Source organism: Bradyrhizobium genosp. A (assembly GCF_049949275.1).
In the GTDB taxonomy this organism is placed as follows: Bacteria; Pseudomonadota; Alphaproteobacteria; order Rhizobiales; family Xanthobacteraceae; genus Bradyrhizobium.
In genome coordinates this window covers 1,434,197-1,459,379 of the sequence record NZ_CP188196.1, presented here as the reverse complement: position 1 = coordinate 1,459,379, position 25,183 = coordinate 1,434,197, and the positions used below count along the sequence as shown (strand labels likewise).

The 25,183-nt window shown below is 64.3% G+C and carries 30 protein-coding genes; 14 read left to right on the top strand and 16 right to left on the bottom strand.

Going from position 1 to position 25,183, the window contains the following annotated elements:
- Positions 1-79 precede the first annotated feature (79 nt).
- From uvrB to ACP2YP_RS06705, 3 genes are read left to right on the top strand one after another with little or no spacing between them, the layout of a single operon-like run.
- Positions 80-3,034: an excinuclease ABC subunit UvrB gene (gene uvrB / locus ACP2YP_RS06715; protein WP_426423156.1), complete on the top strand. Its 2,955-nt coding sequence runs from the start codon at positions 80-82 to the stop codon at positions 3,032-3,034.
- A 39-nt stretch (positions 3,035-3,073) separates the two neighbouring features.
- Positions 3,074-3,841: a DpnI domain-containing protein gene (locus tag ACP2YP_RS06710; RefSeq protein ID WP_426423154.1), complete on the top strand. Its 768-nt coding sequence runs from the start codon at positions 3,074-3,076 to the stop codon at positions 3,839-3,841.
- Between the two features lie 8 nt (positions 3,842-3,849).
- Positions 3,850-4,131 carry a hypothetical protein gene (locus tag ACP2YP_RS06705; RefSeq protein WP_426423152.1) on the top strand — a complete coding sequence of 94 codons (282 nt, stop codon included), beginning with the start codon at positions 3,850-3,852 and terminating at the stop codon, positions 4,129-4,131.
- A 93-nt stretch (positions 4,132-4,224) separates the two neighbouring features.
- Here the strand turns inward: ACP2YP_RS06705 and ACP2YP_RS06700 are convergent, their stop codons facing one another.
- The 3 genes from ACP2YP_RS06700 to ACP2YP_RS06690 form a co-directional block, all read right to left on the bottom strand.
- A complete protein-coding gene (locus tag ACP2YP_RS06700; RefSeq protein WP_426423151.1) occupies positions 4,225-4,350 on the bottom strand; it encodes a hypothetical protein in 126 nt (41 codons plus the stop codon).
- A 103-nt stretch (positions 4,351-4,453) separates the two neighbouring features.
- On the bottom strand, positions 4,454-4,633 hold the full coding sequence (locus ACP2YP_RS06695; RefSeq protein WP_426423149.1) for a hypothetical protein: 180 nt from the start codon (positions 4,631-4,633) through the stop codon (positions 4,454-4,456).
- A 92-nt stretch (positions 4,634-4,725) separates the two neighbouring features.
- Positions 4,726-4,959, bottom strand: coding sequence for a hypothetical protein (locus tag ACP2YP_RS06690; protein ID WP_426423148.1), 234 nt, complete (start codon positions 4,957-4,959; stop codon positions 4,726-4,728).
- A gap of 387 nt (positions 4,960-5,346) precedes the next feature.
- Between ACP2YP_RS06690 and ACP2YP_RS06685 the strand changes: the two genes are divergently transcribed.
- The 4 genes from ACP2YP_RS06685 to ACP2YP_RS06670 all read left to right on the top strand — a co-directional run bounded on the left by ACP2YP_RS06685 (position 5,347) and on the right by ACP2YP_RS06670 (position 7,956).
- A complete protein-coding gene (locus ACP2YP_RS06685; protein ID WP_426423147.1) occupies positions 5,347-5,787 on the top strand; it encodes a nuclear transport factor 2 family protein in 441 nt (146 codons plus the stop codon).
- Positions 5,788-5,999: 212 nt separating this feature from the next.
- Complete coding sequence (locus tag ACP2YP_RS06680; RefSeq protein WP_426423146.1) at positions 6,000-6,917, top strand: hypothetical protein; 918 nt, start codon at positions 6,000-6,002, stop codon at positions 6,915-6,917.
- Positions 6,918-7,088: 171 nt separating this feature from the next.
- Entirely contained in the window at positions 7,089-7,514 is a 426-nt protein-coding gene (locus ACP2YP_RS06675; protein ID WP_426423144.1) for a hypothetical protein, read from the top strand.
- A gap of 304 nt (positions 7,515-7,818) precedes the next feature.
- Entirely contained in the window at positions 7,819-7,956 is a 138-nt protein-coding gene (locus ACP2YP_RS06670) for a hypothetical protein (RefSeq protein WP_187434827.1), read from the top strand.
- Positions 7,957-7,997: 41 nt separating this feature from the next.
- Here the strand turns inward: ACP2YP_RS06670 and ACP2YP_RS06665 are convergent, their stop codons facing one another.
- From ACP2YP_RS06665 to ACP2YP_RS06655, 3 genes are all read right to left on the bottom strand, one after another.
- Positions 7,998-8,144, bottom strand: a complete 147-nt coding sequence (locus ACP2YP_RS06665) for a hypothetical protein (RefSeq protein ID WP_027534250.1) — start codon at positions 8,142-8,144, stop codon at positions 7,998-8,000.
- 341 nt (positions 8,145-8,485) lie between these two features.
- The gene (locus tag ACP2YP_RS06660) at positions 8,486-8,965 is read right to left on the bottom strand and encodes a MaoC family dehydratase (RefSeq protein WP_426423143.1); all 480 of its coding nucleotides are present in this window, start codon (positions 8,963-8,965) and stop codon (positions 8,486-8,488) included.
- On the bottom strand, positions 8,965-9,417 hold the full coding sequence (locus ACP2YP_RS06655) for a MaoC family dehydratase (RefSeq protein WP_426423142.1): 453 nt from the start codon (positions 9,415-9,417) through the stop codon (positions 8,965-8,967). Before ACP2YP_RS06655 ends, ACP2YP_RS06660 begins: the two co-directional genes overlap by 1 nt.
- Before the next feature lie 160 nt (positions 9,418-9,577).
- Between ACP2YP_RS06655 and ACP2YP_RS06650 the strand changes: the two genes are divergently transcribed.
- Positions 9,578-9,874 carry a DUF4282 domain-containing protein gene (locus ACP2YP_RS06650; protein WP_426423140.1) on the top strand — a complete coding sequence of 99 codons (297 nt, stop codon included), beginning with the start codon at positions 9,578-9,580 and terminating at the stop codon, positions 9,872-9,874.
- 105 nt (positions 9,875-9,979) lie between these two features.
- Here ACP2YP_RS06650 and ychF read toward each other — a convergent pair whose 3' ends face one another.
- The 4 genes from ychF to ACP2YP_RS06630 all read right to left on the bottom strand — a co-directional run bounded on the left by ychF (position 9,980) and on the right by ACP2YP_RS06630 (position 12,993).
- Positions 9,980-11,077 (bottom strand): redox-regulated ATPase YchF, encoded by a 1,098-nt coding sequence (gene ychF, locus ACP2YP_RS06645; RefSeq protein WP_426423139.1) that lies wholly within the window; start codon positions 11,075-11,077, stop codon positions 9,980-9,982.
- Positions 11,078-11,082: 5 nt separating this feature from the next.
- Positions 11,083-11,688: an aminoacyl-tRNA hydrolase gene (gene pth / locus ACP2YP_RS06640; RefSeq protein ID WP_426423138.1), complete on the bottom strand. Its 606-nt coding sequence runs from the start codon at positions 11,686-11,688 to the stop codon at positions 11,083-11,085.
- A 58-nt stretch (positions 11,689-11,746) separates the two neighbouring features.
- The gene (locus tag ACP2YP_RS06635) at positions 11,747-12,484 is read right to left on the bottom strand and encodes a 50S ribosomal protein L25/general stress protein Ctc (RefSeq protein ID WP_426423136.1); all 738 of its coding nucleotides are present in this window, start codon (positions 12,482-12,484) and stop codon (positions 11,747-11,749) included.
- A gap of 257 nt (positions 12,485-12,741) precedes the next feature.
- Positions 12,742-12,993 carry an accessory factor UbiK family protein gene (locus ACP2YP_RS06630; protein WP_027534243.1) on the bottom strand — a complete coding sequence of 84 codons (252 nt, stop codon included), beginning with the start codon at positions 12,991-12,993 and terminating at the stop codon, positions 12,742-12,744.
- A gap of 184 nt (positions 12,994-13,177) precedes the next feature.
- Here ACP2YP_RS06630 and ACP2YP_RS06625 point away from each other — a divergent pair, with 184 nt between their 5' ends.
- From ACP2YP_RS06625 to ACP2YP_RS06600, 6 genes are all read left to right on the top strand, one after another.
- Positions 13,178-13,909, top strand: a complete 732-nt coding sequence (locus ACP2YP_RS06625) for a dienelactone hydrolase family protein (RefSeq protein ID WP_426423135.1) — start codon at positions 13,178-13,180, stop codon at positions 13,907-13,909.
- Positions 13,910-14,115: 206 nt separating this feature from the next.
- Entirely contained in the window at positions 14,116-14,961 is an 846-nt protein-coding gene (gene lgt, locus ACP2YP_RS06620; RefSeq protein ID WP_426423134.1) for a prolipoprotein diacylglyceryl transferase, read from the top strand.
- 21 nt (positions 14,962-14,982) lie between these two features.
- Complete coding sequence (locus tag ACP2YP_RS06615) at positions 14,983-16,101, top strand: class I SAM-dependent methyltransferase (protein WP_426423132.1); 1,119 nt, start codon at positions 14,983-14,985, stop codon at positions 16,099-16,101.
- On the top strand, positions 16,101-16,868 hold the full coding sequence (pgeF, locus tag ACP2YP_RS06610; protein ID WP_426423130.1) for a peptidoglycan editing factor PgeF: 768 nt from the start codon (positions 16,101-16,103) through the stop codon (positions 16,866-16,868). The genes ACP2YP_RS06615 and pgeF overlap by 1 nt, the downstream gene beginning before the upstream one ends.
- A 119-nt stretch (positions 16,869-16,987) precedes the next feature.
- Positions 16,988-17,614: a hypothetical protein gene (locus ACP2YP_RS06605; RefSeq protein ID WP_426423128.1), complete on the top strand. Its 627-nt coding sequence runs from the start codon at positions 16,988-16,990 to the stop codon at positions 17,612-17,614.
- 194 nt (positions 17,615-17,808) lie between these two features.
- Entirely contained in the window at positions 17,809-18,762 is a 954-nt protein-coding gene (locus ACP2YP_RS06600) for a ribose-phosphate pyrophosphokinase (protein ID WP_426423127.1), read from the top strand.
- 109 nt (positions 18,763-18,871) lie between these two features.
- On the opposite strand, the gene ACP2YP_RS06595 is transcribed toward ACP2YP_RS06600, so the two are convergent.
- Genes ACP2YP_RS06595 through ACP2YP_RS06570 form a run of 6 tightly spaced genes read right to left on the bottom strand, consistent with a single transcriptional unit; the run spans position 18,872 to position 25,179 of the window.
- A complete protein-coding gene (locus tag ACP2YP_RS06595) occupies positions 18,872-19,330 on the bottom strand; it encodes an SRPBCC family protein (protein WP_426423125.1) in 459 nt (152 codons plus the stop codon).
- Between the two features lie 6 nt (positions 19,331-19,336).
- Positions 19,337-20,176 carry an XdhC family protein gene (locus tag ACP2YP_RS06590; RefSeq protein WP_426423123.1) on the bottom strand — a complete coding sequence of 280 codons (840 nt, stop codon included), beginning with the start codon at positions 20,174-20,176 and terminating at the stop codon, positions 19,337-19,339.
- Between the two features lie 11 nt (positions 20,177-20,187).
- Positions 20,188-21,396 (bottom strand): vWA domain-containing protein, encoded by a 1,209-nt coding sequence (locus ACP2YP_RS06585; RefSeq protein ID WP_426423122.1) that lies wholly within the window; start codon positions 21,394-21,396, stop codon positions 20,188-20,190.
- Positions 21,393-22,259, bottom strand: coding sequence for an AAA family ATPase (locus ACP2YP_RS06580; protein ID WP_426423120.1), 867 nt, complete (start codon positions 22,257-22,259; stop codon positions 21,393-21,395). The genes ACP2YP_RS06585 and ACP2YP_RS06580 overlap by 4 nt, the downstream gene beginning before the upstream one ends.
- A 2-nt stretch (positions 22,260-22,261) precedes the next feature.
- The gene (locus ACP2YP_RS06575) at positions 22,262-24,682 is read right to left on the bottom strand and encodes an aerobic carbon-monoxide dehydrogenase large subunit (RefSeq protein ID WP_426423118.1); all 2,421 of its coding nucleotides are present in this window, start codon (positions 24,680-24,682) and stop codon (positions 22,262-22,264) included.
- Entirely contained in the window at positions 24,679-25,179 is a 501-nt protein-coding gene (locus tag ACP2YP_RS06570) for a (2Fe-2S)-binding protein (protein WP_426423116.1), read from the bottom strand. The genes ACP2YP_RS06575 and ACP2YP_RS06570 overlap by 4 nt, the downstream gene beginning before the upstream one ends.
- Positions 25,180-25,183: the final 4 nt, after the last annotated feature.

The following is a 25,183-nucleotide window of genomic DNA, read 5'->3' as shown; positions in this document are numbered from 1 at the left end:
GCCTGCCTGCTGTCAGCAGTCTGCGCATGGATGGGCATTCGCCCTTTTCTGAGCGGCGGACTCGTCCCATATTCGCGGCATGGCGAAGAAACCTGCTCCCCCAAAGTCCCCGAAATCCAAGGCCCCGAACTCCAAGGCGCACCGCCCTGACGTGCAGCCGATCGGGCCGGCGCTGGCCGAACTTCTGAATCCCGCGATCAATCGCGGCGATGCCGGGCTTGGATCCGGCACCGGGCTGCAGCCGCCGCCCGACAATTCGCGCGACCGCCGTTCCGGGGGCGAGGCCGCCGCGCATCGGGCGCGCGCCTCGACGCCGAAGGAGTTTCCGCAGGATTCGGCGCGGTCGATGCCGCTGCGACCCCATCCGCAGCCGCCGGGGGCTCGGGAGAGCGCCGGCTTCGACGAGGCGCCGCAGGCCAACTATGGAACCGCGGCCACGATTCCGACGCTCGACCCGGAACTGGCCCGCCAGCTCGGCCTTCCCACCGAGGAGGACGACGCCGAGGCCCTGGCGCGTCCGCCGCGCACCAAGATGGAGGCGCTCGGCGTCAAGGCCACGGCCGACGCGCTGGAATCGCTGATCCGCGAGGGCCGTCCAGAGTTCCGCAAGGGTGACGGCTCCACGAAAGTGTGGACCCCGCATCGGCCGCCGCGCCCGGAGAAGTCCGAAGGTGGCGTGCGCTTCGAGATCAAGTCACCGTACCAGCCGCGCGGCGACCAGCCGACCGCGATCGCCGAGCTCGTCGAGGGCATCCAGCGCAACGACCGTTCGCAGGTGCTGCTCGGGGTCACCGGCTCAGGCAAGACCTACACCATGGCCAAGGTGATCGAGGCGACGCAGCGGCCAGCCATCATCCTGGCGCCGAACAAGACGCTCGCCGCCCAGCTCTATGGCGAGTTCAAGAGTTTTTTTCCGGACAACGCGGTCGAGTATTTCGTCAGCTATTACGACTACTACCAGCCGGAAGCGTATGTTCCGCGCACCGACACCTATATCGAGAAGGACTCCTCGATAAACGAGCAGATCGACCGCATGCGCCACTCGGCGACGCGCGCGCTGCTCGAACGCGACGACGTCATCATCGTCGCCTCTGTGTCCTGCATCTACGGTATCGGCTCGGTCGAGACCTATACCGCGATGACCTTTGCGCTGAAGAAGGGCGAGCGCATCGACCAGCGCCAGCTGATCGCCGATCTCGTCGCGCTCCAATACAAGCGCACGCAGGCCGATTTCACCCGCGGCACGTTCCGGGTGCGCGGCGACGTCATCGACATCTTCCCGGCGCACTATGAAGACCGCGCCTGGCGCGTGAATTTGTTCGGCGACACCATCGAGACCATCGAGGAGTTCGATCCGCTCACCGGCCACAAGCAGGACGAGCTCGAATTCATCAAGATGTACGCCAATTCGCACTATGTGACGCCGCGCCCGACGCTGGTGCAGGCGATCAAGTCCATCAAATCCGAATTGAAGATGCGGCTCGACCAGCTCCACGATCATGGGCGCCTGCTGGAGGCGCAACGGCTGGAGCAGCGCACCACCTTCGATCTCGAGATGATGGAGGCGACGGGAAGCTGCGCCGGCATCGAGAACTATTCACGGTATCTCACCGGGCGCCTGCCCGGCGAGCCGCCGCCGACGCTATTCGAATATGTCCCCGACAACGCACTGGTGTTCGCCGACGAAAGCCACGTCACCGTGCCGCAGATCGGCGGCATGTTCCGCGGCGACTTCCGCCGCAAGGCGACGCTCGCCGAATACGGCTTCCGCCTGCCGTCGTGCATGGACAACCGCCCGCTCCGCTTCGAGGAATGGGACATGATGCGGCCGCAGACAGTCGCGGTGTCGGCGACGCCGAGCGCCTGGGAGCTGAACGAAAGCGGCGGCGTGTTCGTCGAGCAGGTCATTCGCCCCACGGGCCTGATCGATCCGCCGGTCAATATCCGCCCGGCCCGCACCCAGGTCGACGATCTCGTCGGCGAGGTCCGCGCCACCGCGCAGGCCGGCTATCGCTCGCTGATCACGGTGCTGACGAAGCGCATGGCGGAGGACCTCACCGAATATCTGCACGAGCAGGGCATTCGCGTCCGCTACATGCACTCCGATATCGACACCATCGAGCGGATCGAGATCATCCGCGACCTCCGCCTCGGCGCCTTCGACGCACTGGTCGGCATCAACCTCTTGCGCGAAGGCCTCGACATTCCCGAATGCGCGCTGGTCGCCATCCTCGATGCCGACAAGGAAGGCTTTCTGCGCAGCGAGACCTCGCTGATCCAGACCATCGGGCGCGCCGCGCGCAACGTCGACGGCAAGGTGATCCTCTATGCCGACCAGATGACCGGCTCGATGGAACGCGCCATCGCCGAGACCAACCGCCGCCGCGAAAAGCAGGTCGAGTACAACACCGCCAACGGCATCACGCCGGAGAGCGTCAAGAAGCAGATCGGCGACATCCTCAACTCCGTCTACGAGCGCGACCACGTGCTGGTCGAGGTCGGCGGCCACGACATGACCGACGACGTCATCTCGATCGGCCACAATTTTGAGGCCGTGCTCGCCGATCTCGAGACGCGCATGCGCGAGGCCGCCGCCGATCTGAATTTTGAGGAAGCCGCCCGCCTCCGCGACGAAGTCAAGCGCCTGCGCGCCACTGAGCTCGCGGTGGTCGACGACCCCACCGCAAAACAGCGCACCGTGCAGGGCAAGGCTGGCGCCTATGCCGGCACCAAGAAATACGGCGACGCCGCCAACTTGCCGGTTAGCGCGATGAAGAAAAAAACCGTGAGCTCCGCGCTGAAAGCCAGCGGCGGCGGCAGTGGCTCGAAGGTGCACAAGCCGCATCTCGACGAGATGCACGGCCCGGAATCGCTGCCCTACCGCGAGAGCACGACGCTCCCGTCAAAGCCGTTCGGCAGCACCAGCCGGATCATCCAGCCGACGGACTCAAAGCAGTCGGGGCCGGAGTTCGGGCCATCGCCACGGTCGAGCGGCGGGGCGCCGGGGCATCGGGGTGGGTGGAAGAAGAGGTAGGGCGCTGGCAATTCGAACGAGTTTCGTTACGCTGGCATCATGAAACTCGGCTTCGAAGAATCCCAACTGTCCTACACCAGTGGCTCGCAAAGCGCCCGCGCATGGACCGAAGCTTGGGTCAAGGCATGGGCCTACTGCCCGCATTGCGGCACCGCGAAGATGTCGCAGTTTCCGAACAACAGTCCCGTCGCGGATTTCCTCTGCGCCTCCTGCAAAGAGGAATTCGAGCTCAAGAGCCAGAAGGGCAAGTTCGGTCCGAAGGTATCGGACGGGGCGTACAAGACGAAGTGCGAGCGGCTTGCTGCGAGCAACAATCCAAACCTCCTGCTGATGAACTACGACCGCACATCACTTGCGGTCGTGAATCTCTTCATCGTGCCGAAACACTTCTTCGTTGCTGAAATCATCCAAGAGCGGAAGCCTCTCGCCGCAACGGCACGTCGCGCGGGCTGGATCGGATCGAACATCCTGCTTGGCAAGGTGCCGGAGTCTGGAAAGATTCACATCGTTCGGAATGGGGTAATCCGACCGAAGGAGCTGGTAATGGAGGAATGGCAGAAGACGCTGTTCCTGAGAAGCGAGTCGCTGGAGTCGCGTGGCTGGTTGCTCGATGTGATGAAGTGCGTGGAAGCGATCGGCAAGTCCGAGTTCACGCTCGAGGAGGTCTACGGCTTCGAGCGGCATCTTGGCGAACTCTATCCTGGCAATCAGAACGTCAGACCAAAGATTCGCCAACAGCTTCAGTATTTGCGCGATCAAGGATTTGTCGAGTTTTTGTCTCGCGGCACCTACCGTCTGAAATCATGAGGTTCGCCATGGCCTGGTTTCTAAACTTCTACCGCTGCGACCGTTGTAGGAAGGTATGGTCCGATGAATGGTCGTGCACCTGTGACGATGAATGCCCGCACTGCGGCTTCAGCGACATGACGCCGTTCAACAGCGAAGATTTGACGGAACTCATCGTGGAGGAAGGCGGCAAGTTTGTTTTGCTGCGCTCGTCCGAAGAGGCCGAAGACGATGCCGATTATCAGGAGCTTGGTTGTTTTCCGACGCGGGATGCGGCAAAGGAATTCCTGCGCTCGCATCAACCAGAGTGACGAGCTGTTTTCTGGATCACCGCCGTCCGTGGTTATGGATTCCGGGCTCGCCGCTTTGCGGCGCCCCGGAATGACAAGACGAGAGATATCCCCTTACCCCACGCTCGCCGTCACCACCGCCATCACCGACAGCAACAGCACGATCGCGACCAGTTGCAACGAGGCGACCGGGTGGGTGCGCCATTCCGTGATCTTCCTCGCGGCGGCGGTGACGGCCATGGCACATCTCCCTGATGACTTGCGGATGACGTTAGCCGCAGGGGGAAGCGTGCGATGTAGGATAGCTCACGCACCGGCAGCAGCAGCGGGCAGGCGAGCGTCGTCAGAGCTGACGGAAGAACACGAGGTAGATGGCGAAGCCGATCGTCGAAAACGACAGCAACACGCCGAGCCAATTGTATTTGACGCCCGGTGAACGGGAAGCCTTTCCCACGAAAGCTACGAGGAAATACAGGAACAGGATTGCGAGGACGACGCCCCACAAGGATTTCCAAATGTCCATCATCCCCTCGCCCGACTCAACCCCAGCGTGAGCGAATGGAAGTTACCATCGAGGTGTGCCGGATAGAAGGGAGCTTTAGCGAGGTTTTCCCTCTAAAGCTTACCCTGCCCGCTCTGGCTCTGCTGTTGCTGCTGCTTGTCCTGCTCGTTCGCGCGGTGGCGGCCGTAGAGGCAGCCGGCGGCGGCGCCGAGCATGCCGTGATGGCCGGCATAATGGCCGGCGACGCCGCCGACGACGGCGCCCTTGATGCAGCCCTTGGCGTTGGCGGCGGGTGCCGCGGCCAGCGAGAGCAGTACGGCGGCGAGAATGATGTGCGGACGTGTCATGGGATCGATGTCTCCAAAAGAATGTCGGCCTCTCAACGAGCGCGGGCGCATCGCGGTTCCAACAGCGCTTGTTCCGTATCACCCGGTGTCGCCCTTGGCGAAGACCAGAACCCATTCCGCGGAATCTTTCGGTTTGCCGGCGGTGGGCGTACCGAACTACAAATCTTCGCCAAACGCCGCCGGGAGCGGGGTCGGAACCGGAGAAATACGGGGTTCTATTGTAAATCTCACATTTCGCGCTCACTCGTGCATTGCAAAAACGTGATTTGCGTTTTGGCCGAAATCGCCTATTTGTTCGTACACTAATGAATTGAGCACGCCCCGCCGCGCAGTACTGCGCATGGGGTTGTTTTTCGTTTTTGCAAGCCAGTTTCAGGACGCCCCAAGATGACAGAGCACAGCCTCTGGCGTTTCTCGCGTGCGTTGCACCGCGCGATCAACGACCGGCATTTCGAGGATATCGAGGCCCTGATCGACGAGGACGTCGAGTGGGCGATCTATGGCCCGATCGACATGTTTCCGTTCCTCGGCGCGCGCCAGGGCAAGGCGGCCGTGCTCCACGTCATCCGCCAGCTCGCCGACAATTTCCGCGTCCGCCGCTTCGACCGCGAGAGCATCATGCTGGGCGTCGATGCCGCCTCCTCGATGCTGCGCTATTCGCTCACGGCGCTGGATTCCGACAAGCCGATTAGCTTGCGCGTGGCGCAGTTCGCCCAGTTCAGGGCGGACCGGCTGATCAGCATGCGTGTGCTGATCGATACGTTTGACCTGGTCGAGCAGGCACTCGGCCGCGCCATTCATCTGCCGAAGATGACCAGCGTCGGCTGAGGGGGACACCAACGGGCTCCGCAATTCGGGACCGATCGATTGATGCTCCCGCGGCACGTTCCGGCCTCCAGCCCCGCCGGACGCCGTCGTGGAGATGCTCGTCATCGGGCGCGCGCCTTCTCGCGCGGCCCGTTGGTTCGTCATTTTGGGCGCCATAATTTTGCAACGATAGCGCCGCATCCTGTGCGCGAACTGGGCTTGCGGGCAAGGCAATGGAATTCAAGACAGGTTTTGGCTGGACCAGGCTGCCGCTGGCGGCTGCGTTCATTTTCGGCTCGGTGCTGACGGTCTCAGCACAGATCATTCCGCCCTTCTCCCCCGCCCCTGCCGCCGCCGCATCTGACGAGGAGGCCGAGGCCGCTGAGACCGCCGACGTCAACGACCCCGATGTGCTGAAAGGCATCGACGTCGACAAGCTCGACTGGGGCCAGCTCGCCATCGACGCCGGCAAGCTCAACGACATCATCGCCGCCAAGAAGCGCGCGAAGGCTGCCGCCAATAACGGCATGAACTGGTCGACCAACGCCAATGCCAACGGCTCTTCGGCGGTGACCGTGAAGCAGTCGGTGTCCTCGTTCTGGGACACCCGCATCGGTGCCGACATGACGGTGGCGAAAGAGCCGACCACGATGTCCGAGCTGCTGGCGCAGAAGGCCGCCAATGGCGGCAACCTGCCGCAATCCTCCGGCAGCGCCTGGGCCGCCGCGACCGCGCCGGGCGCAGGCCCCGTCTGGGACAAGACCGCGGTCGAAGCCCGCGTCGATCCCGGCGCCGAGCAGAGCAAGCTTGGCGCATCGCTGACCAAATCGGTGCCGCTGTCGAACGATACTTCGCTGACGCTCCAGAACGGCTACAGCGTCAACCAGCAGGGCACCACGGCGCTGCCCGGCGTCGGCGGGCACGTTACGCGCAATTACGAGACCGACCAGTCCGCGAAGGTGACGATCACCGGCACCGGCACCAGCGTCACCGCCGGCCAGACCATGTCGACCACCGACGACAAATGGCTGCGCAAGGTCGGCGCCGAGCAGAAGCTGTTCGACAACGTCACCGTCTCCGGCTCGGTCGGCGAGACCTCGCAAGGCGCGATCAACAAGAGCCTGACCGCGGGCTTCAAGAAGAGCTGGTGAGCCTTCTTTAGAGTCTCGTAACCATACGCCACGGCAAAACCCCCGAATGGTCCGCCCTTGCCGCATCTCGGCCCCGTTGCGGTCAAAATCGGACGCCCTGATGCACCGGCCTGACACACATCGTCGTGCGGGGACACTCGCGCTGCGCTCAACGCGAACAGGGGAATAACGATGAACGCCATGCGTCCGGAAAAGACCGAGACCACCGAGACCGAGACGGTCGACACCAACCTCGCCGCCGCGACGGAAGTCGAAGCCGGCATCCGCGATTTCGTCCGCAACGACATCGCCTATCTGCGCCGGCCGGCCGCGACCACCACCACAGATGCGCCGCCGCTCGATCCGAGCGCGGAAGCCACCGTCACCAACGTCAACTCGCTGATCCAGCGCGTCGCCGGCACCTCGCTCGCCGAGATCGAGAATCTGATCTCCGAGCTCGAGAGCCTGCGCGACCTGCTTCACGCCGAAGGCCAGCGCGTCCAGCGCGAGATCTCCGGCTACGCCCAGCTCAGCCAGGCCGCGATGAAGTCAACCCGCATGATCGCCGACAACGTTGCCCAGTGGAAGCGCGCCGCCGACGGCCTGCGCAACAGCTGATCAAGCGCCCCAAGCATCACCAGCCGCCGCGTTCCGGAAGGGGCGCGGCGGTTTTGATTTCTGGGGATCGATCCTCAATGCCGGTGTCATCACCCGCCTTGTGCGCAATTGCGCACTGGAGCGGGTGATCCAGTATTCCAGAGGCTGCGAGGCTAGAGCCGTGACGGCGCGGCGTACTGGATGCCCCGGTCAAGCCGGGGCATGACAGCGGAGGGTGTCGCCTGCCTTGAACCCTCCGCCCATCCCCGGCGACCAATGCCAAGCGCCCGTGCCGTCTACGGCCGGGCCTCGGGGACATTTTCAGATGGAAAGCATTCGGCCCGAGAACACGGACCCGATACCGCTGCGGCCCGCGCCGAACCAGTTCGGGACCATCATGCTGCGCTTTGTCGGGCTGCTGGCGGTCGCGATCGCGATTTTGGCGTTCGTCTATAGCCGCTGAGGGCGGAGGCCGCGTCGCGGCCCGCGGAGTTAAACGAGCTCTTAACGGCTGGCGTCGACGCTCGAGGCTTCCAGGGTGTAGGCACCGTCGGCGTAGCCCTTCACCACCATGCCGGCAACCAGCATCACGGCCAGCGTCGCGGTAGCGAAGATAAATCCGACCAGCTTGAGTGCGCCGCGGTCTGCCATTGTTCTCGTCCCCTGTCCTCTGCCCAGTTCGTTCAAATAGACAGCGACAGGTTCATAATTGGTTAGCAACTCGATGGTTCCGGCAGCTGCTTCGTAGCGGCCAGCCATCTCGCGGAGGCTTATGGCAGTAGCCCTGAATCGCGTCCATAGCGCGCGGGCAACAGTTCCGCGATTTCTCCCCCCCTCTCCCCGTTCTTGCGGGGAGAGGGTCGGGGTGAGGGGCCTCTCTCCACGCTAGAGATCATCGTGAGACCTGTACCCCCTCACCCGGATCGCAAGAGCGATCCGACCTCTCCCCGCAAGCGGGGCGAGGTAAGGGAAGCGTCTCGATCAATTCTAGATCATGCGCCCTTCCGGATCGGCACGAAGGCGCTGGCGGTGATGGAATAGACCTCCTCGCCGCGCTGGTTGGTGCCGGTGGTGCGGGCGGTCAAAATGCCCCAGCCGGGGCGCGAGGCGGAGCTGCGCTTGTCGATGACGACGTTGGAATAGCTGATGGTGTCGCCGGCCAGCACCGGCTTGATCCAGCGCAGGTCGCGAAAGCCAGGTGACGGCCCCCACACCGCGACCTCCTCGCCACGCCCTGCGGCTTCCCGCGCCAGGCGCTGACCATCTGCGACAAGGAGACTCATGCAGGCCGAGCCGACATGCCAGCCGGACGCTGCGAGCCCGCCGAACAGCGAGTTCTTGCCTTCCTCCTCGTCGAGGTGGAAGCGCTGCGGATCGAATTTCGCCGCGAAAATCTTGATGGACTCCGCCGTGAAATTGTAGCTGCCGATGTCGCGGCGATGACCGATCTCGATGTCCTCGAAAAACCGCATCAGACCGCTCCCGCGCGCCGCTCGATCAGGATCGGCGAGGTCATCTCGCACAGCGCTTCGCCTTTGGCGTTGCGCATCGTGCATTTGAACTTGACGATGCCGAGGCCGGGCCTGCTCTTCGAGGTGCGCGCCTCCACGACATCGACGTCGAGCATGAGGTCGTCACCCGGCCTGAGCGGCGAGAGCCAACGCACCTCGTCGACGCCGGGAGATCCCAGCGAAGCGGCGCGGACAATAAAACCGTCGGCCATCATCCGCATCATGAGCGCGCAGAGGTGCCAGCCCGAGCCCGACAGGCCGCGCAGCATGCTCTTAGCCGCGGCCTCCTCGTCCAGATGCATCGGTTGCGGATCGAACTCGGCGGCAAAGGCCAAAATTTCGTCGCGGGTGACATGGCGCGGGCCGAACGTTCCATACCGGCCGGTCGGGAAATCTTCGAAGGTCAGGGTCATCTTGGCCATGCTTTGCGGGAAGGTCAGATTGTGGCCGCACTTTGCGGCAATCTCAACCCGCCGGCTCGCATGGCTCGTGCTACATTCGGCGAGTCGGGCCAGACCAGCCTCATTGTCGGATTGACGCGGGCCGCAGGCGCAATTTGCCCGGGGGAGAGAGATGTTTTCATTCAGCGATCTGTTTCAATGGGACCGCTTCATCACGCCGACGATCATCAAGACCTTCTACTGGCTGGTGATCGGCGTGATCTGCCTGTTCGGACTCTCCGGAATCTTCGCCGGTCTCACCGCGATGGCGATCAGCCCGTTCGCCGGCTTCCTGGTCGTGCTGGAATCGATCGCGGGCGTCGTCGTCGGCGTGGTGTTCTCGCGCATCGCCGCAGAATTGATCCTGATCGTGTTCCGCATCAACGAGCATCTCGGCGCGATCAGGGATCAGAGCGGCGGGGTGCGGTGAGGCGTGTGCAGATGCCGTAGGGTGGGCAAAGCGAAGCGTGCCCACCACTTTCGCGGTCGTGGATAGATGGTGGGCACGGCGCGATGCGGGACCGAGCTTCGCCTCTTACGTATTAAACCGGAAATGCATCACGTCGCCGTCGGCGACGACATATTCCTTGCCTTCGAGGCGAAGCTTGCCGGCATCGCGGGCGCCGGCTTCGCCGTTCAGCGCGACGTAATCCTCATACGCAATGGTCTCGGCGCGGATAAAACCCTTCTCGAAGTCGGTGTGGATCACACCGGCCGCGCCCGGCGCCTTGGTGCCGCGATAGATGGTCCAGGCGCGCGCTTCCTTCGGGCCCACCGTGAAATAGGTGATGAGGTCGAGCAGCCGGTAGCCGGCGCGGATCAGGCGATCGAGGCCGGCCTCTTCGAGGCCCAGCGTCTCCAGGAAGTCGGCGCGTTCCTCGCGCGAGATGGTGGCGATCTCGGATTCGATCTTGGCGGAGATGACGACGGCAACCGCGCCTTCCTTGGCGGCCTGATCCTGCACCGCCTTGGAGAACGAATTGCCGGTTGCGGCCGAACCTTCCTCGACGTTGCAGACATAGAGCACGGGCTTCGACGACAGCAGGCCGAGCATGCCGAAGGCGCGCTCCTCTTCCGCCTTGCGCTCGACCAGGCGCGCGGGCTTGCCTTCGCGCAGCAGCACCAGCGTGCGGTTGACGAGGTCGAGCTGCTCCTTGGCGTCCTTGTCGTTGCCCTTGGCCTTCTTGGTGAGGTTGTCGACGCGCTTCTCGAGGCTGTCGAGATCGGCGAGCATCAGCTCGGTCTCGATGGTCTCAATATCGGCGAGCGGGGCGATCTTGCCCTCGACATGGGTGATGTCGGAATCTTCAAAGCAGCGCACGACATGCGCGATGGCGTCGGTCTCGCGGATGTTGGCCAGGAACTGGTTGCCGAGGCCTTCGCCCTTGGAGGCGCCGCGCACGAGGCCGGCGATGTCGACGAAGGTCAGCCTGGTCGGAATAATCTGCGCCGATTTGGCGATCTCCGACAGCTTGTCGAGCCGCGGATCGGGCACCGCGACCTCGCCGACATTCGGCTCGATGGTGCAGAATGGATAGTTCGCGGCCTGCGCCGCGGCCGTCTCGGTCAGCGCATTGAACAAGGTCGACTTGCCGACATTGGGCAACCCGACAATCCCGCATTTGAATCCCACGAGCGTTATTCCTTGCCGTTCTCGTCCTTGGTCAAAAATCCCTTCGCCTGCATCGCGAGATGCACCCTGTTGGCTAAGGTCGCGTCCGTGCCCTTGACGATCAGTGCGGCATGCTCGGCCACCGCGTCGCAGAGCGTCGTCACCCAGTCGTTGTCGGCCTTGGCGAAGTCCGACAGCACATGGCCGTGCACCATCTCCTTGACGCCGGGATGACCGATGCCGAGCCGCACCCGTCGATACTCGTTGCCGATATGCGCGGAGATCGAGCGGAGGCCGTTATGCCCGGCAATGCCGCCGCCGATCTTCACCCGCACCTTGCCCGGCGGCAGTTCGAGCTCGTCGTGAAACACCGTGGTGTCGCCCGGCGCGATCTTGAAGAAGCCTGCGGCTTCCTGAACGCTGCGGCCGGAGTCGTTCATATAGGTCGTGGGCTTGAGCAGGATCACGCGCTCAGTGCCGAGCATGCCTTCCGAGGTCTCGCCCTGAAAACGACGGCGCCATGGTGCGAAACCATGACGCCGCGCAATCTCGTCGACGGCCATGAAGCCGATATTGTGCCGGTTACGTGCGTATTTCGCGCCGGGATTGCCGAGCCCTACAAAGAGTCGCATGACGCGGCGCGCCCCTTGCTCGGCGCGCGATCAGAGACCGCGCGCCAGCTTTGAGAGATTACTTCTTCTTGTCGCCGCCGGCGGGAGCCTTGGCAGCCGCAGCCGGAGCCTTCGCACCAGCGGCCGGAGCCGCAGCACCCGCTGCCGGCGCAGCCGCGCCAGCTGCCGGAGCCGCCGCAGCGCCCGGAGCCGCAGCACCAGCAGCAGCCGCCTTCTGCTCTTCGGCGTAGCCGGACGGCGGCACGATGGTGACGAGGGTCGCGTCCTCGGATGTCAGCGCCTTCACACCGGCCGGCAGCTTGACGTCGGACAGATGCAGCGAGTGCCCGATTTCGAGCGAACTGACGTCGACCTCGATGAACTGCGGGATGCTCTCGGCACCGCATTCGAGCTCGATCGCGTGGGCGACGATGTTGACGGCACCGCCGCGCTTCACGCCGGGCGAACCTTCAGCCTTCACCACATGCAAGGGAACGCTGATGCGGATGGTGGCGCCTTCGCCGAGCCGCATGAAGTCGACGTGGATCGGGAAGTCCTTGACCGGATCGAGGTGGTAGTCGCGCGGAATCACGCGGTGCGTCTTGCCCTCGAGGTCGATGTCGACCAGCGTGGTCAGGAACCGGCCGGCGAGGATGCGCTGGCGCAGTTCGCGATCTGCAATCGAGATCGTGAGCGGGGGCTGGTTGTTACCATAGATCACTCCGGGCACGCGCCCGGCGCGACGCTCAGCCCGGGCGGCCCCCTTGCCGCTCTTCAGACGTGCGGTCGCCTTCAATTCCTTGACGGTCGTCGCCATAGTCTAAGTCCTTGTTTTTGCAAAAGTTAATGGGCCGCAGCGCGGCCCATGGCATCGCTCGCAGCAAGCCTCCAGGGGTGCGGGGGCCACGAACTGGCGGGCTTTTACCCGGAAGATGCAGAAATGACAAGGAGAATGGGGTGCCGGACGGTACCGGATCTGCCGTCATTCCGGGGCGGTCGCGACAGCGGCCGAACCCGGAATCTCGAGATTCCGGGTTCGATGCTGCGCATCGCCCCGGAATGACGCCGCGGAAACTACCCGCCGAGCTTGGCCTCCAGCGCCGCGATGCGCGCCTTCAGGGCCTCGTTCTCCTCGCGCGCCAGGCGGGCCATGTCCTTGACCGCCTCGAACTCCTCGCGCTTGACCAGGTCCATGTCGCGCAGGAACTTCTCGGCCTGCGTCCGCATCACCGTGTCGAACTCGCGCTTGACGCCCTGGGCCGCACCGGCGGCATCGTTCATCATGCGGCCGATCTCGTCGAAAAACCGGTTGGTGGTCTGGGTCATGTCGGTCTCCTGATCGGTCTCTTGGCGGCCCCGATAAACTTTGCGCGAACAGCGGATAAGACAATGGCAATCCGCGAAGGCGGGTTCAAGGGCCGCGCGGGCGGTATCCTTGTCATGCCCCGGTTTCCTTGCAATCGTATTCAACGTCCCTGCATAACAAGAATCACAAGGCGGAACGCAAGACATGATCGAGCAGCAGATCGCAATTCCCACCAAGGACGGCCACACCGCGACCTTCATCGTTCATCCCGAGCGCGGCGGATCGTTCCCGGTCATCCTGTTCTACATGGACGCGCCGGCGATCCGCGAAGAGCTGCGCGACATGGCGCGGCGGCTCGCGACGTCGGGTTATTTCGTGATGCTGCCGAACCTCTACTACCGCTCCGGCGTGATGGAGCTCGGCGCGCTGCCGGCCGATCCAAACGCGCCGGAGCGCAAGCGCATGTTCGCGCTGATGGGCTCGCTCACGATTCCCAAGATCATGGACGACACAAGGGCGCTGCTCACCTATGCCGAGGGCCAGACGGCCGCGAACACAAAAATCATCGGCACGGTCGGCTACTGCATGAGCGGCCGCTACGCCATCAACGCCGCCACGCATTTCCCCGATCGCGTCAAGGCCGCCGCCTCGGTCTACGGCACGCAGCTTGCGACGGATCATGACGACAGCCCGCATCTCGCGGCAGGCAAGACCAAGGCCGAGCTCTATTTCGCCTGCGCCGAGACCGACATTTATGCGCCGACCGAGATCATCGAGAAGGTCAAGCAGGGCATGAGCGGCGCGAAAGCCGAGGTCGAGATCTATCCCGGCACCCATCACGGCTTCGCCTTTCCCAAGCGCCCGGTCTATGACCGCGACGCCGCCGAGCGGCATTGGGAGCGCCTGCTGGCGCTCTATCGCCGCAATCTCGTGTGAGCAGAATGAACCAGTTCATCCGCGAACTCGGTGCGCCTCTCCCGCTTGCGGGAGAGGTCGGCGCAACGCGCCGGGTGAGGGCTCTGTCCTCGCTGGGAGTCTTTCGGCGGAAGCACCCTCTCCCCTACCTTCCCCCGCAAGCGGGGGAGGGAGCGCACCTCCGTTCCGGTTACACACCGACTTTCACTTCTTGAAACCAAGGTGCGATGCAGCTTCTTCTCATCGACTTCCCGTCCTTCAACCCGATCGCGGTCGCGATCGGGCCGTTCGCGATCCGCTGGTACGCGCTGGCCTATATTGGCGGCATCGTCATCGGCTGGCTTTACGCGCGCTCGCTGCTGAAAAACGAGCGCCTGTGGGGCGGCCCCGCGCCGATGTCGCTGGTGCAGATCGACGACTTCATTCTCTGGGTCACGCTCGGCATCATCCTGGGAGGCCGCACCGGCTACGTGCTGTTCTATAATCTGCCCTTCTTCATCAATAACCCTGCCGCGATCTTCAAATTGTGGGAGGGCGGCATGTCCTTCCATGGCGGCTTCCTCGGCTGCGTCGTCGCGGTGATGTGGTTTGCCCATCGCAACGGCATCTCGATCCTGTCGCTCGGCGACATCACCACCGCGGTCGCCCCGATCGGGCTGCTGCTCGGGCGCATCGCCAATTTCATCAACGGCGAATTGTGGGGCCGCGCCACCGATGCGAGCCTGCCCTGGGCCATGATCTTTCCCAACGACCCCTCGCATTTGCCGCGCCATCCGAGCCAGCTCTACGAGGCCGGCATGGAGGGCATTCTGCTGTTCGCGGTGCTCGCGGTGATGATCCGCCTTGGCGCGCTGAAGCGGCCCGGCATGATCCTCGGCGCCTTCATCCTGATCTATGGCCTGACCCGCATCGCCGGCGAGCATTTCCGCGAGCCGGACGTTCAACTCGGCTTCCTCTGGGGTGGATTAACCATGGGCATGCTGCTGTCGATCCCGATGCTTATCGTCGGCGCTATACTTATTGTATGGGCTGTCAGGCGCGGTGCGCCGAAGGCGCTCGATGCCGTTCGTTAATTCATTTCGAGAAGACAGGTCGTGACCGAACAGCCGCTGCTCAACGAGATCAAGGCGCTGATCAAATCCTCAGGCCCCATGCCGGTCTGGCGATACATGGAATCGTGCCTGATGCATCCGCGCTACGGCTATTACGTCTCGCGCGATCCATTGGGACGCGAAGGCGACTTCACCACCGCTCCCGAAGTCAGCCAGATGTTCGGCGAGCTGTTGGGATTGTGGACCGCCTCGGTCTGGAAGCAGATGGGCTCGCCGCAGTTCCTGCGACTGATCGAGATCGGGCCCGGCCGCGGCACCATGATGGCGGACGCGCTGCGCGCACTGCGCGTGCTGCCGCCGCTCTACCAGGGGCTCAGCATTCATCTGGTCGAGGTCAATCCGGTCCTGCGCGAGCGGCAGAGCGCAACATTGTCGGGCGTGCGCAACAACATCGCCTGGCACGACAGCATCGACGACGTGCCTGAGGGACCGAGCATCATCCTTGCCAACGAATATTTCGACGTGCTGCCGATCCACCAGATGGTGAAACGCGAGAACGGCTGGCACGAGCGTGTGGTCGAGGTCGACCCCAACGGCAAGCTCCAGTTCGGCGCGGCCGCCGAGCCGACGCCGCGCTTCGACGTGCTGCTTCCGCCCTTGGTGCGCGCAGCCCCCGTCGGCGCGGTGTTCGAATGGCGGCCCGATACCGAGATCATGAAGCTCGCCACGCGCGTGCGCGACCAGGACGGCGCGGCGCTGATCATCGATTACGGCCATCTGCGCAGCGATGCCGGCGACACCTTTCAGGCCATCGCCCGCCACAGCTTCACTGATCCCCTGAAGGCGCCGGGCCAGGCCGACGTCACCGCCCATGTCGACTTCCAGGCGCTCGCGCGCGCGGCTGAGGACGTCGGCGCTCGCGTGCACGGACCGGTGACGCAAGGCGACTTCCTCAAGCGCGTCGGCATCGAGACCCGCGCGGCCGCGCTGACGCAGAAGGCGACGCCGGAGGTGGCGACCGACATTTCCGTGGCGCTGAAGCGGCTGACCGACACCGGGCGCGGCGGCATGGGCGCGATGTTCAAGGTGCTCGGCATCTCCGAGCCGCGACTGACGGGCCTTGCCGGCCTCAGCGATCTCGAACAGGCCGGAGGCCGTTGATGACTCTGACTTCGCCGCTGCTGTCGGCGGTGCCCGACCTGCGCCATTCCTTCTTCACGCGTGAAGGCGGCGTCTCCAGCGGCATCTATGCCGCGCTGAACGGCGGGCTCGGCTCCAACGACGATCAGGCCCTTGTTGCAGAGAACCGCCGCCGCATGGCCGAGCATGTCGGCGTCGCAGCCGACCGCTTCCTCAGCCTGCATCAGATCCATTCGCCCGACGTCCGCGTCGCCGATGCGCCCTGGCCAAGCGGCCCGCGGCCGAAGGGGGATGCACTGGTGACCAAGACGCCGGGCATCGCGCTCGGCGTCTCCACCGCCGATTGCGGCCCCGTGCTGTTCGTCGATCCCGATGCGCGCGTTATCGGCGGCGCTCATGCCGGCTGGAAGGGCGCGCTGACGGGCGTGCTGGAATCCACGATTTCAGCGATGGAAAAACTCGGCGCCACCCGCAGCGGCATCATCGCCGCGATCGGACCGCTGATCCGGCAGGAGAGCTACGAGGTCGGCAACGAGTTCGTCGCGCGCTTCATCGAGGCGGATGCGGACAACGCAATGTTCTTCATTCCGTCGGTGCGCCAGGGCCACGCGATGTTCGACCTCGCCGGCTTCATCCGCAAGCGGCTGGAAGCCGCCGGCATTTTGATGATCGACGATCTCGGCCTCGATACCTACGCCGACGAGCGCTTCTTCAGCTATCGCCGTTCAGTTCATCGCAAGGAGCCGGATTACGGCCGGCACATTCACGCGATCGCGCTGGAAGGGTGAACACACCGGCAACGTCGTTTCATTCCGGGGCGATGCACAAACTTCGCGCCGGCAATCCACGGGATCTGTGGCGCCTCTGCCCTAGACCTTAATCGATTTTAACGATATCGCTGCCCTCAATGAGGGAAGTGTCATCCATCTTGCGCCGCGCGGGCTCGCGCGTGCTGGCGGTCATGCTGCTGGCAGCAGCAACCGTTCTGGCCGGCTGCGCCGGCGGCAACGCGCCCGCCAATTCCTACGCGATGGCGCCGAGTGCCGGCTCGGGGACGACTGTTACCTTCGAGTCGATCGACGGGCCGCCGCCGCAGGTGTTCGACCGCATGGTCGGCGTGCTCGACAGCGAATCCAAGCTGCGCAGTCTGTCCGTGGTCTCCCGGGAGGGGACCGCGGCCTACCGCGTGCGCAGCTACCTCTCCGCCCAGGTGGTCCGCGGCAAGACCGTGATTGCCTGGGTCTGGGACGTCTACGACGCCAACCAACAGCGGGCGCTGCGCCTCTCCGGCGAGGAACTGACCGCCGCCAAAGGCGGCCGGGACGCGATGCGCGACCCCTGGCAGGCTGCCGACGACCTCGTGCTGCGGAAGATCGCCCAGGCCGGATTCAGCGGACTTTCCAATATGATCAGCGGAACGCCGGACGCGCCCGGCTCGGTTCCGGGCCTGCGCGGACCGGCGGTGGCGAGCGTGGCTCCGGAGGCCCCGGCACTGGAGATCTCGGCCTCGGCACTCGGCTATGCCCGGCAATAACCACCGCTAAACCACGGGCCCAAGTACCGGCCAAGCTGTTGGCCCGATTCAGGATTTTCAGAGGGAAAACGTAGCATCCCGGGTTGCCATTGCGGGCTTCGGCCTGATATTTCCTCGCCCGTCGTAACCGTGCTGCCAGTGGGTATTCTCTGATGTTGAACGTCGTATCCAGCAAAGCGCGGGAGGAAGCGTCCATGTCGGCCAAGAACGGCTCCATCAAGCTTGTTGCCGGCAACTCCAATCCTGCCCTCGCGCAGGCGATCGCGCAGGGCCTCGACCTGCCGCTGACCAAAGCGGTGGTGCGGCGCTTCGCCGACATGGAGATCTTCGTCGAGATCCAGGAGAACGTCCGCGGCTCGGATGCCTTCATCATCCAGTCCACCTCATTCCCCGCGAACGACCATCTGATGGAGCTGCTGATCATCACCGACGCGCTGCGCCGCTCCTCGGCGCGCCGCATCACCGCGGTGCTGCCCTATTTCGGCTATGCCCGGCAGGATCGTAAGTCCGGTTCGCGCACGCCGATCTCGGCCAAGCTCGTCGCCAATCTGATCACGCAGGCCGGCGTCGACCGCGTCATGACGCTCGATCTGCATGCCGGCCAGATCCAGGGCTTCTTCGACATCCCGACCGACAATCTCTACGCGGCGCCGCTGATGGTGCGCGATATCAGGGAGAAGTTCGATCTCTCCAAGACGATGGTGATCTCGCCTGACGTCGGCGGCGTGGCCCGTGCGCGCGGCCTTGCCAAGCGCATCAACACCCCGCTTGCGATCGTCGACAAGCGGCGTGAACGCGCGGGCGAATCCGAGGTCATGAACGTGATCGGCGACGTCGCCGGCTACACCTGTATCCTGATCGACGACATCGTGGACTCCGGCGGCACGCTGGTGAATGCGGCCGACGCGCTGATCGCCAAGGGCGCCAAGGATGTCTACGCTTACATCACCCATGGCGTGCTCTCCGGCGGCGCGGCCGCCCGTATCGCCGGCTCGAAGCTGAAAGAGCTCGTCATCACCGACTCGATCCTGCCGACCGAAGCGGTGACCAAGGCGCCGAACATCCGCACGCTGCCGATCGCGAGCCTGATCTCGGACGCGATCGCGCGCACCGCGGCGGAAGAGTCGGTCTCGAGCCTGTTCGACTGAACACGCCGACCGCGTAGGGTGGGCAAAGGCGCAAAGCGCCGTGCCCACCATCTCTCCCCGGTTGCGATAGAAATGGTGGGCACGCTTCGCTTTGCCCACCCTACGGCAGCTAGCTTGCCTCTGCCTGCGCGCTCACCACCCCTGCGAATGATTTGAAAAACTCTCCCGCAAGCTTCGTCGCGGTCGAGTTGATCAGACGTGCACCGAGCTGGGCGAGCTTGCCGCCGATCTGGGCGTCGACCTCGTAGTGCAGCACCGTGACATCGACGCTCTCGGACTCCAGCCGCACCACCGCGCCGCCCTTGGCGAAGCCGGCGACGCCGCCGGAGCCTTCGCCCGAGATGCGATAGGAGTTCGGCGGATCAAGATCGGATAGCGTCACCTTGCCGCTGAATGTCGCCTTCACCGGACCGACCTTGAAAACCACCGTGGCCGTCATCTCGTTCGGCGCGGTCACATCGAGCGACTGGCAGCCGGGGATGCACTGCTTCAGCACAGCGGGATCGTTCAGCGCCGCCCAAACCTGCTCGCGTGACGCAGGGATACGCTGGCTGTCGTTCATCTGCATGATCGGTCACTCTCTGCTTGCTGTTTGGCTGGCGGCACGTTGGCCGCGGCGCCGCTCCCTGGTGATCTCGGCGAGGATCGACATCGCAATCTCCTCCGGCGTGATGGCGCCGAGATCGAGCCCGGCCGGTGCCTTGAAATCATCGATCGCCGCGGCGCTGGCGCCTTCCGCAAGGAGTTTGGCGCGCAGCGAGGCCATCTTGCGGCGGCTGCCGACAAAGGCGTGATAACAGGCTTTGGTCGCGACCACCGCGCGCAAGGCGGCGTCGTCGCCCTTGCCTTGCGTCGAGACCACGACGAAGCGTTTGGCGTCGTTGAGCTCTCCGAGCTGATAGCCGTCGATGATCGTATCGGCATCCGGTTGAGCCGTGAGCTCAATCGCGGGTGCGGCAAGCGTGACGTGGTAACCAAGCACGCGCGCCTGCGCGGCAAGCGAAAGCGCAACCGGGCTCGCGCCGAGAATGACCAGCGAGGGATGCGGCAGCACGGGCTCGACGAAAACATCCATGGTGCCCTTGCTCGGGCACATGTTGCTGGCGAAGCGGATGCCGTCGCGGCTCTCGCCCGCGCTGACGCCGAGCTCGGCCAGCAGGTTTTCCGGCTGCACCGAGACCATGCGCGGCTCGCCGTCGGCGAGCGCCTCGCGCGCCGCCTTCAGCACCGCGCCTTTGGCGCAGCCGCCGCCGATCCAACCCGCGACGATGGTGCCGTCGGCCGCGATGATCGCCTTGGCGCCAGCCTTCGCCGCGGTCACCGAAACCGTCCGCACCACCGTCGCAAGCACGAAGGCGCGCTCGGCGGCCTTCATCTGCGCCACGAGATCCAGCACTTCGACATGAGCGGTCATCGCAACATCCCTCAGAGCTTCGCCAGATAAGGTTCGAGCGCGCGCAGGCTTTGCAGCGAATTCGCGGGCGCATAGAGATCGACATGCGGCAGCGCCGCTTTGATACCCCGCGCCTCCGGCGCATAGCCCTCCCAGGCCATCATCGGGTTGAGCCAGATGATGCGGCGGCAGCGGCGATGCAGCGCGGCCATTTCGCGTCCGAGCAAAGCGGCATCGCCGGTCTCGTAGCCGTCGGACACGATCATCACGCAGCTGCGCGAATGGATCACGCGCGCAGCATGCCAGCGGTTGAAGGTCTGCAGGCTCTCGCCAATCCTGGTGCCGCCGCCTGCGCCCTGCGCCATGATCGAGAGCCGGTCGAGCGCGCGCCCGGCGTCCTTCTCTTTCATCGCATCGGAGACGTAAGCGAGACGCGTGTGGAACAAAAACGCCTCGGCCTCGCGGAACTGGTCGAGCACGCCGTGGATGAAGCGCAGGAACACGGACGTGTACATGCTCATCGAGCCGGAGGCATCGAGCAGCACGATCAACCGCAGCGGCTTGTCCTTGCGCTGGCGTTTCACCAGGCTGATCGGCACGCCGCCATGGCTGATGTTGCGATGAATGGTGCGGCGCAGATCGAGCCGATAGCCGCGCCGGCGCGCCAGATCACGCCGGGTCAGCTGCGTGCGCATCGCCTTTGCGAGCTGCGCTGCGGCTTCATGGGCCTGCGCGATCTGATCGGGGTCGCTGAGCTTTCTGAAATCGACATCAGCAAGATTATCGGCGCGCGAAGCACCCTCCATGCGGCCCTCGCCGGAGCGGCCTTCCGGCGCATCATCGGACGACGGAAGCTGATCGGTGACGGATTGGCTGCCGCCCTGCTGTGCGGCTGTGTCCTGCAAGCTCTTCAACGATGGATTGCTGGCGCCGAGCGCCGAGCCATTCGTACGAGAGCGCGAGCGCACGCGCTTGCCCAGCCAGAACGCATCGAACAGCCCGTCGAACTTGTCCCAGTCGGATTTGCGCGCCGAGAACAAATGCCTGAACGCCGCGCGCAACAGGCCCGGCCGCGCGGCATAGCCTGATGACATCAGCGTCGCGGCATCCTGTCCCTCGGCGAGCCCGACGCGGAAGCCGGCATCGCGCAGCGTGCGCAGGAAGGCGGCGAGCCGTGCCGACACGAAGCGGGAGACCTCATTGAGATCGTCGTAACCGGGACTGGAGCCACAGCAGCTCATGCGACCTTCCCCAGCAGGCGCTGCGTCACTTCGGGCGTGACACGGGCGCGGTCCTCGTGGGTCTTTAGCAGGCAGACCAGGGTCTCGTGCACGGTCTCGGGCGCGTCGTGGAGATCGCGGATATCGAGACCGACGAGCGCCGCCGCCCAGTCCAGCGTCTCCGCGACACCAGGCACTTTGCGCAACTCCTCCTTGCGGACGCCTTCGACCATGCGCGCGATCTGGAGCGACAGCGACGGGCTCGCACTGGTAACGCGCGCCAGGATGATCCGGGTCTCGCGATCGACATCGGGATAGTCGACGTAATGATAGAGGCAGCGCCGGCGCAGCGCGTCGGAGAGCTCGCGCGTGCCGTTCGAGGTCAGCACGACATGCGGAATGGTGACGGCGGGAATGGTGCCGAGTTCGGGGATCGAGACCTGGAAATCGGACAGCAGTTCCAGCAGGAACGCCTCGAACTCGTCGTCGGCGCGGTCGATCTCGTCGATCAGCAGGACTGGCGCTTTTTGGCGGCGGATCGCGGCGAGCAATGGGCGTTCCAGCAGGTATTTTTCCGAGAACACCTGGTCCTCGATGCTGTCGGTCCCACGATGCGCGTGGATCGCCAGCAATTGCCGCTGGTAGTTCCACTCGTAGAGCGCGGAGGACTGGTCGAGCCCCTCATAGCATTGCAGCCGGATCAGCTCGGTCGCGTGCACCTTTGCAAGCGCTTTCGCCACCTCGGTCTTGCCGACGCCCGCCTCGCCTTCCAGCAGCAGCGGACGCCGTAGCAATTGCATCAGCGAGATCGCAGTCGCGAGGTCCGCATCGGCGATGTAGCCCGATGCAGCCAGCGCTTGCGCGATCTCGTCACGGCCTTTCATCGCTACGCCACCGCGCCCAGATCCTTCGCCGCCTTCCAGTTGCGCCAGAAGTCGTGGGGCATCTGGATGTGCGTGCTTCCTAAGAACGCGAACGCGTCGTTGACGGCGTTGGAGAAGGCCGGCACGCCGCCGACATTCGGGCTCTCGCCGACGCCCTTGGCGCCGATCGGATGATGCGGCGACGGGGTAACGGTGAAGTCGGTCTCCCAATGCGGGGTCTCGACCGCGGTCGGCATGAAGAAATCCATGAACGAGCCGGTGACGACGTTGCCGACCTCGTCGTAGCGGATCTCCTGGCCCATCGCGATCGCGAAAGCCTCGGTCAGGCCGCCATGCACCTGGCCCTCGATGATCATCGGGTTGATGCGGGTGCCGCAATCGTCGAGCGCGTAGAAGCGCCGGACCTTGTACACGCCGGTATCGACATCGATGTCCATCACACAGAGATAGGCGCCGAACGGATAGGTCATGTTGGGCGGGTCGTAATAGCTGACCGCTTCCAGCCCCGGCTCCATGCCCGGCGGCACGGAGTTATAGGCTGCCCAGCAGATATCCTTCATCGACATGAATTTCTCCGGCAGGCCCTTCACCCGGAAGCCGTCGATGTCGAATTCAAGGTCGTCCTCGTGGACTTCGAGCTTGTAGGCCGCGATCATCTGCGCCTTGGCCTTGATCTTTCGCGCAGCCATCGCGATGGCGGCACCGGCAACAGGCGTCGAGCGCGAGCCGTAGGTGCCGAGCCCGTAAGGCGCGGTGTCGGTGTTGCCCTCTTCCACCATGATGTTGTCGGCGGGAATGCCGATCTCGGTCGCGATGATCTGGGCCCAAGTGGTCTCGTGGCCCTGGCCCTGGCTCTTGGTGCCCATGCGCGCGATGCCCGCACCGGTCGGGTGCATGCGTATCTCGCAGGAGTCGAACATCGCGATGCCGAGGATGTCGCAATTCTTCGACGGGCCGGCGCCGACGATCTCGGTGAAGAAGGAGATGCCGAGCCCCATGATCTCGCGGGTCTCACCGCGCGCGAATGCGGCCCGCTTCTCGGCCTGTTCTTTCCGGAGCGCGGCGTAGCCGGTGGTCTCCATCATCTTGCGCATGGCGGTGTGGTAGTCGCCGGAATCGTATTCCCAGCCGAGCGCCGAGTGATACGGAAACTGCTCCGGCTTGATGAAGTTCTTCAAACGCAGCTCAGCCGGATCCATGTTGAGCTTCTGCGCCAGAATATCCATGGCGCGCTCGATGCAATAGGCGGCCTCCGTGACGCGGAACGAGCAGCGGTAGGCGACGCCCCCGGGCGCCTTGTTGGTGTAGACGCCGTCGACAGCCAGATGCGCGGTCGGGAAGTCATAGGAGCCGGTGACGATGTTGAAGAAGCCGGCCGGCCATTTCGACGGGTCGGCGCAGGCATCGAACGCGCCGTGATCGGCGAGCACGTGCACACGAAGCCCCGTGACCTTGCCGTCCTTGGTCGCAGCGATCTCGGTGGTCATGTGGTAGTCGCGCGCGAACGAGGTCGCGGTCAGGTTCTCGATGCGGTCCTCGACCCATTTCACCGGCTTGCCGGTGACGATGGAGGCCACGGCCGCACAGATATAGCCGGGATAGGCGCCAACCTTGTTGCCAAAACCGCCACCGATATCAGGAGCGATCACGTGGATCTTCTGCTCCGGCAGCTTTGCGATCAGCGCCACCACGGTGCGGATCACGTGCGGGGCCTGGAACGTGCCGTAGATCGTCAACTCACCCTTGATCTTGTCGAAGGAGCAGACGCACTGGCAGGTCTCCAGCGGCGACGGATGGGTGCGGTGATAGGAGATCATCTCCTTGATCTTGACCTCGGCCTTGTTGAAGGCCGCGTCGGTCAGCTCCTTGTCGCCGACGGTCCACTCGAAGATATGGTTGTCATGCTTGCGCGGACCATGCGCGCCGGACATCTTGCCGACGAGGTCTTCGCGCAATACCGGCGCGTCCTTGTCCATCGACTTGAAAGGATCGACCAAAGGCGGCAACGGCTCGTACTCGACGATCACCTTGTTGATGCCGTCGTCGGCCGCATAGCGGTCGGTCGCGACGACGAAGGCGACCTCCTGATTCTGGAACAGCACCTTGCCGTCGGCCAAGACCATCTGCACGTCGCCGGCGAGCGTCGGCATCCAGGCGAGGTTGACGGTCTTCAGCGTCTCGGCGGTGATGACCGCGAGCACGCCGGGGACCTTCAGCGCCTCGCTGTCGTCGATCTTCTTGACGCGCGCGTGCGGATGCGGCGAGCGGACGAAATCGCCATGCAGCATGCCCGGCAGCTTGACGTCATCGACGTAATTGCCCTTGCCTTGGGTGAAGCGGATGTCCTCGACCCGCTTGCGCTTGCAGCCCATGCCTTCGAGTGCGGCGGTGCGTTGTTCCCGCGTGGGAGTGAGGTCGTTCATTCTGCGGCCTCCTGGAGTTCAACGCCGTTGATCTTGGCGGCGGCGTATTGAATGGCTTTGACGATGTTCTGGTAGCCGGTGCAGCGGCAGATGTTGCCGGAGATGCCCATCCGGATTTCCGGCTCGCTCGGCGAAGGATTCGCCTTCAGCAGCCGGTGCGCGCGGACAATCATGCCGGGCGTGCAGAAGCCGCATTGCAGGCCGTGCATCATGCGGAAACCTTCCTGCAGCGCCGACAGCGTGCCGTCGGCATTGGCCATGCCTTCGATGGTGATGATGTCGGAGCCGTCGGCCTGCACAGCGAACATGGTGCAGGATTTCACCGACATGCCGTCGATATCGACAGTGCAGGCGCCGCAATGCGTGGTCTCGCAGCCGATGTGGGTGCCGGTCATCTGCAGATTTTCGCGAATGAAGTGCACCAGCAGCGTGCGCGGCTCGACGAGGCCTTCGACCTCGGCGCCGTTCACCTTCATGGTGACGTGTGTTTTGGCCATCGGT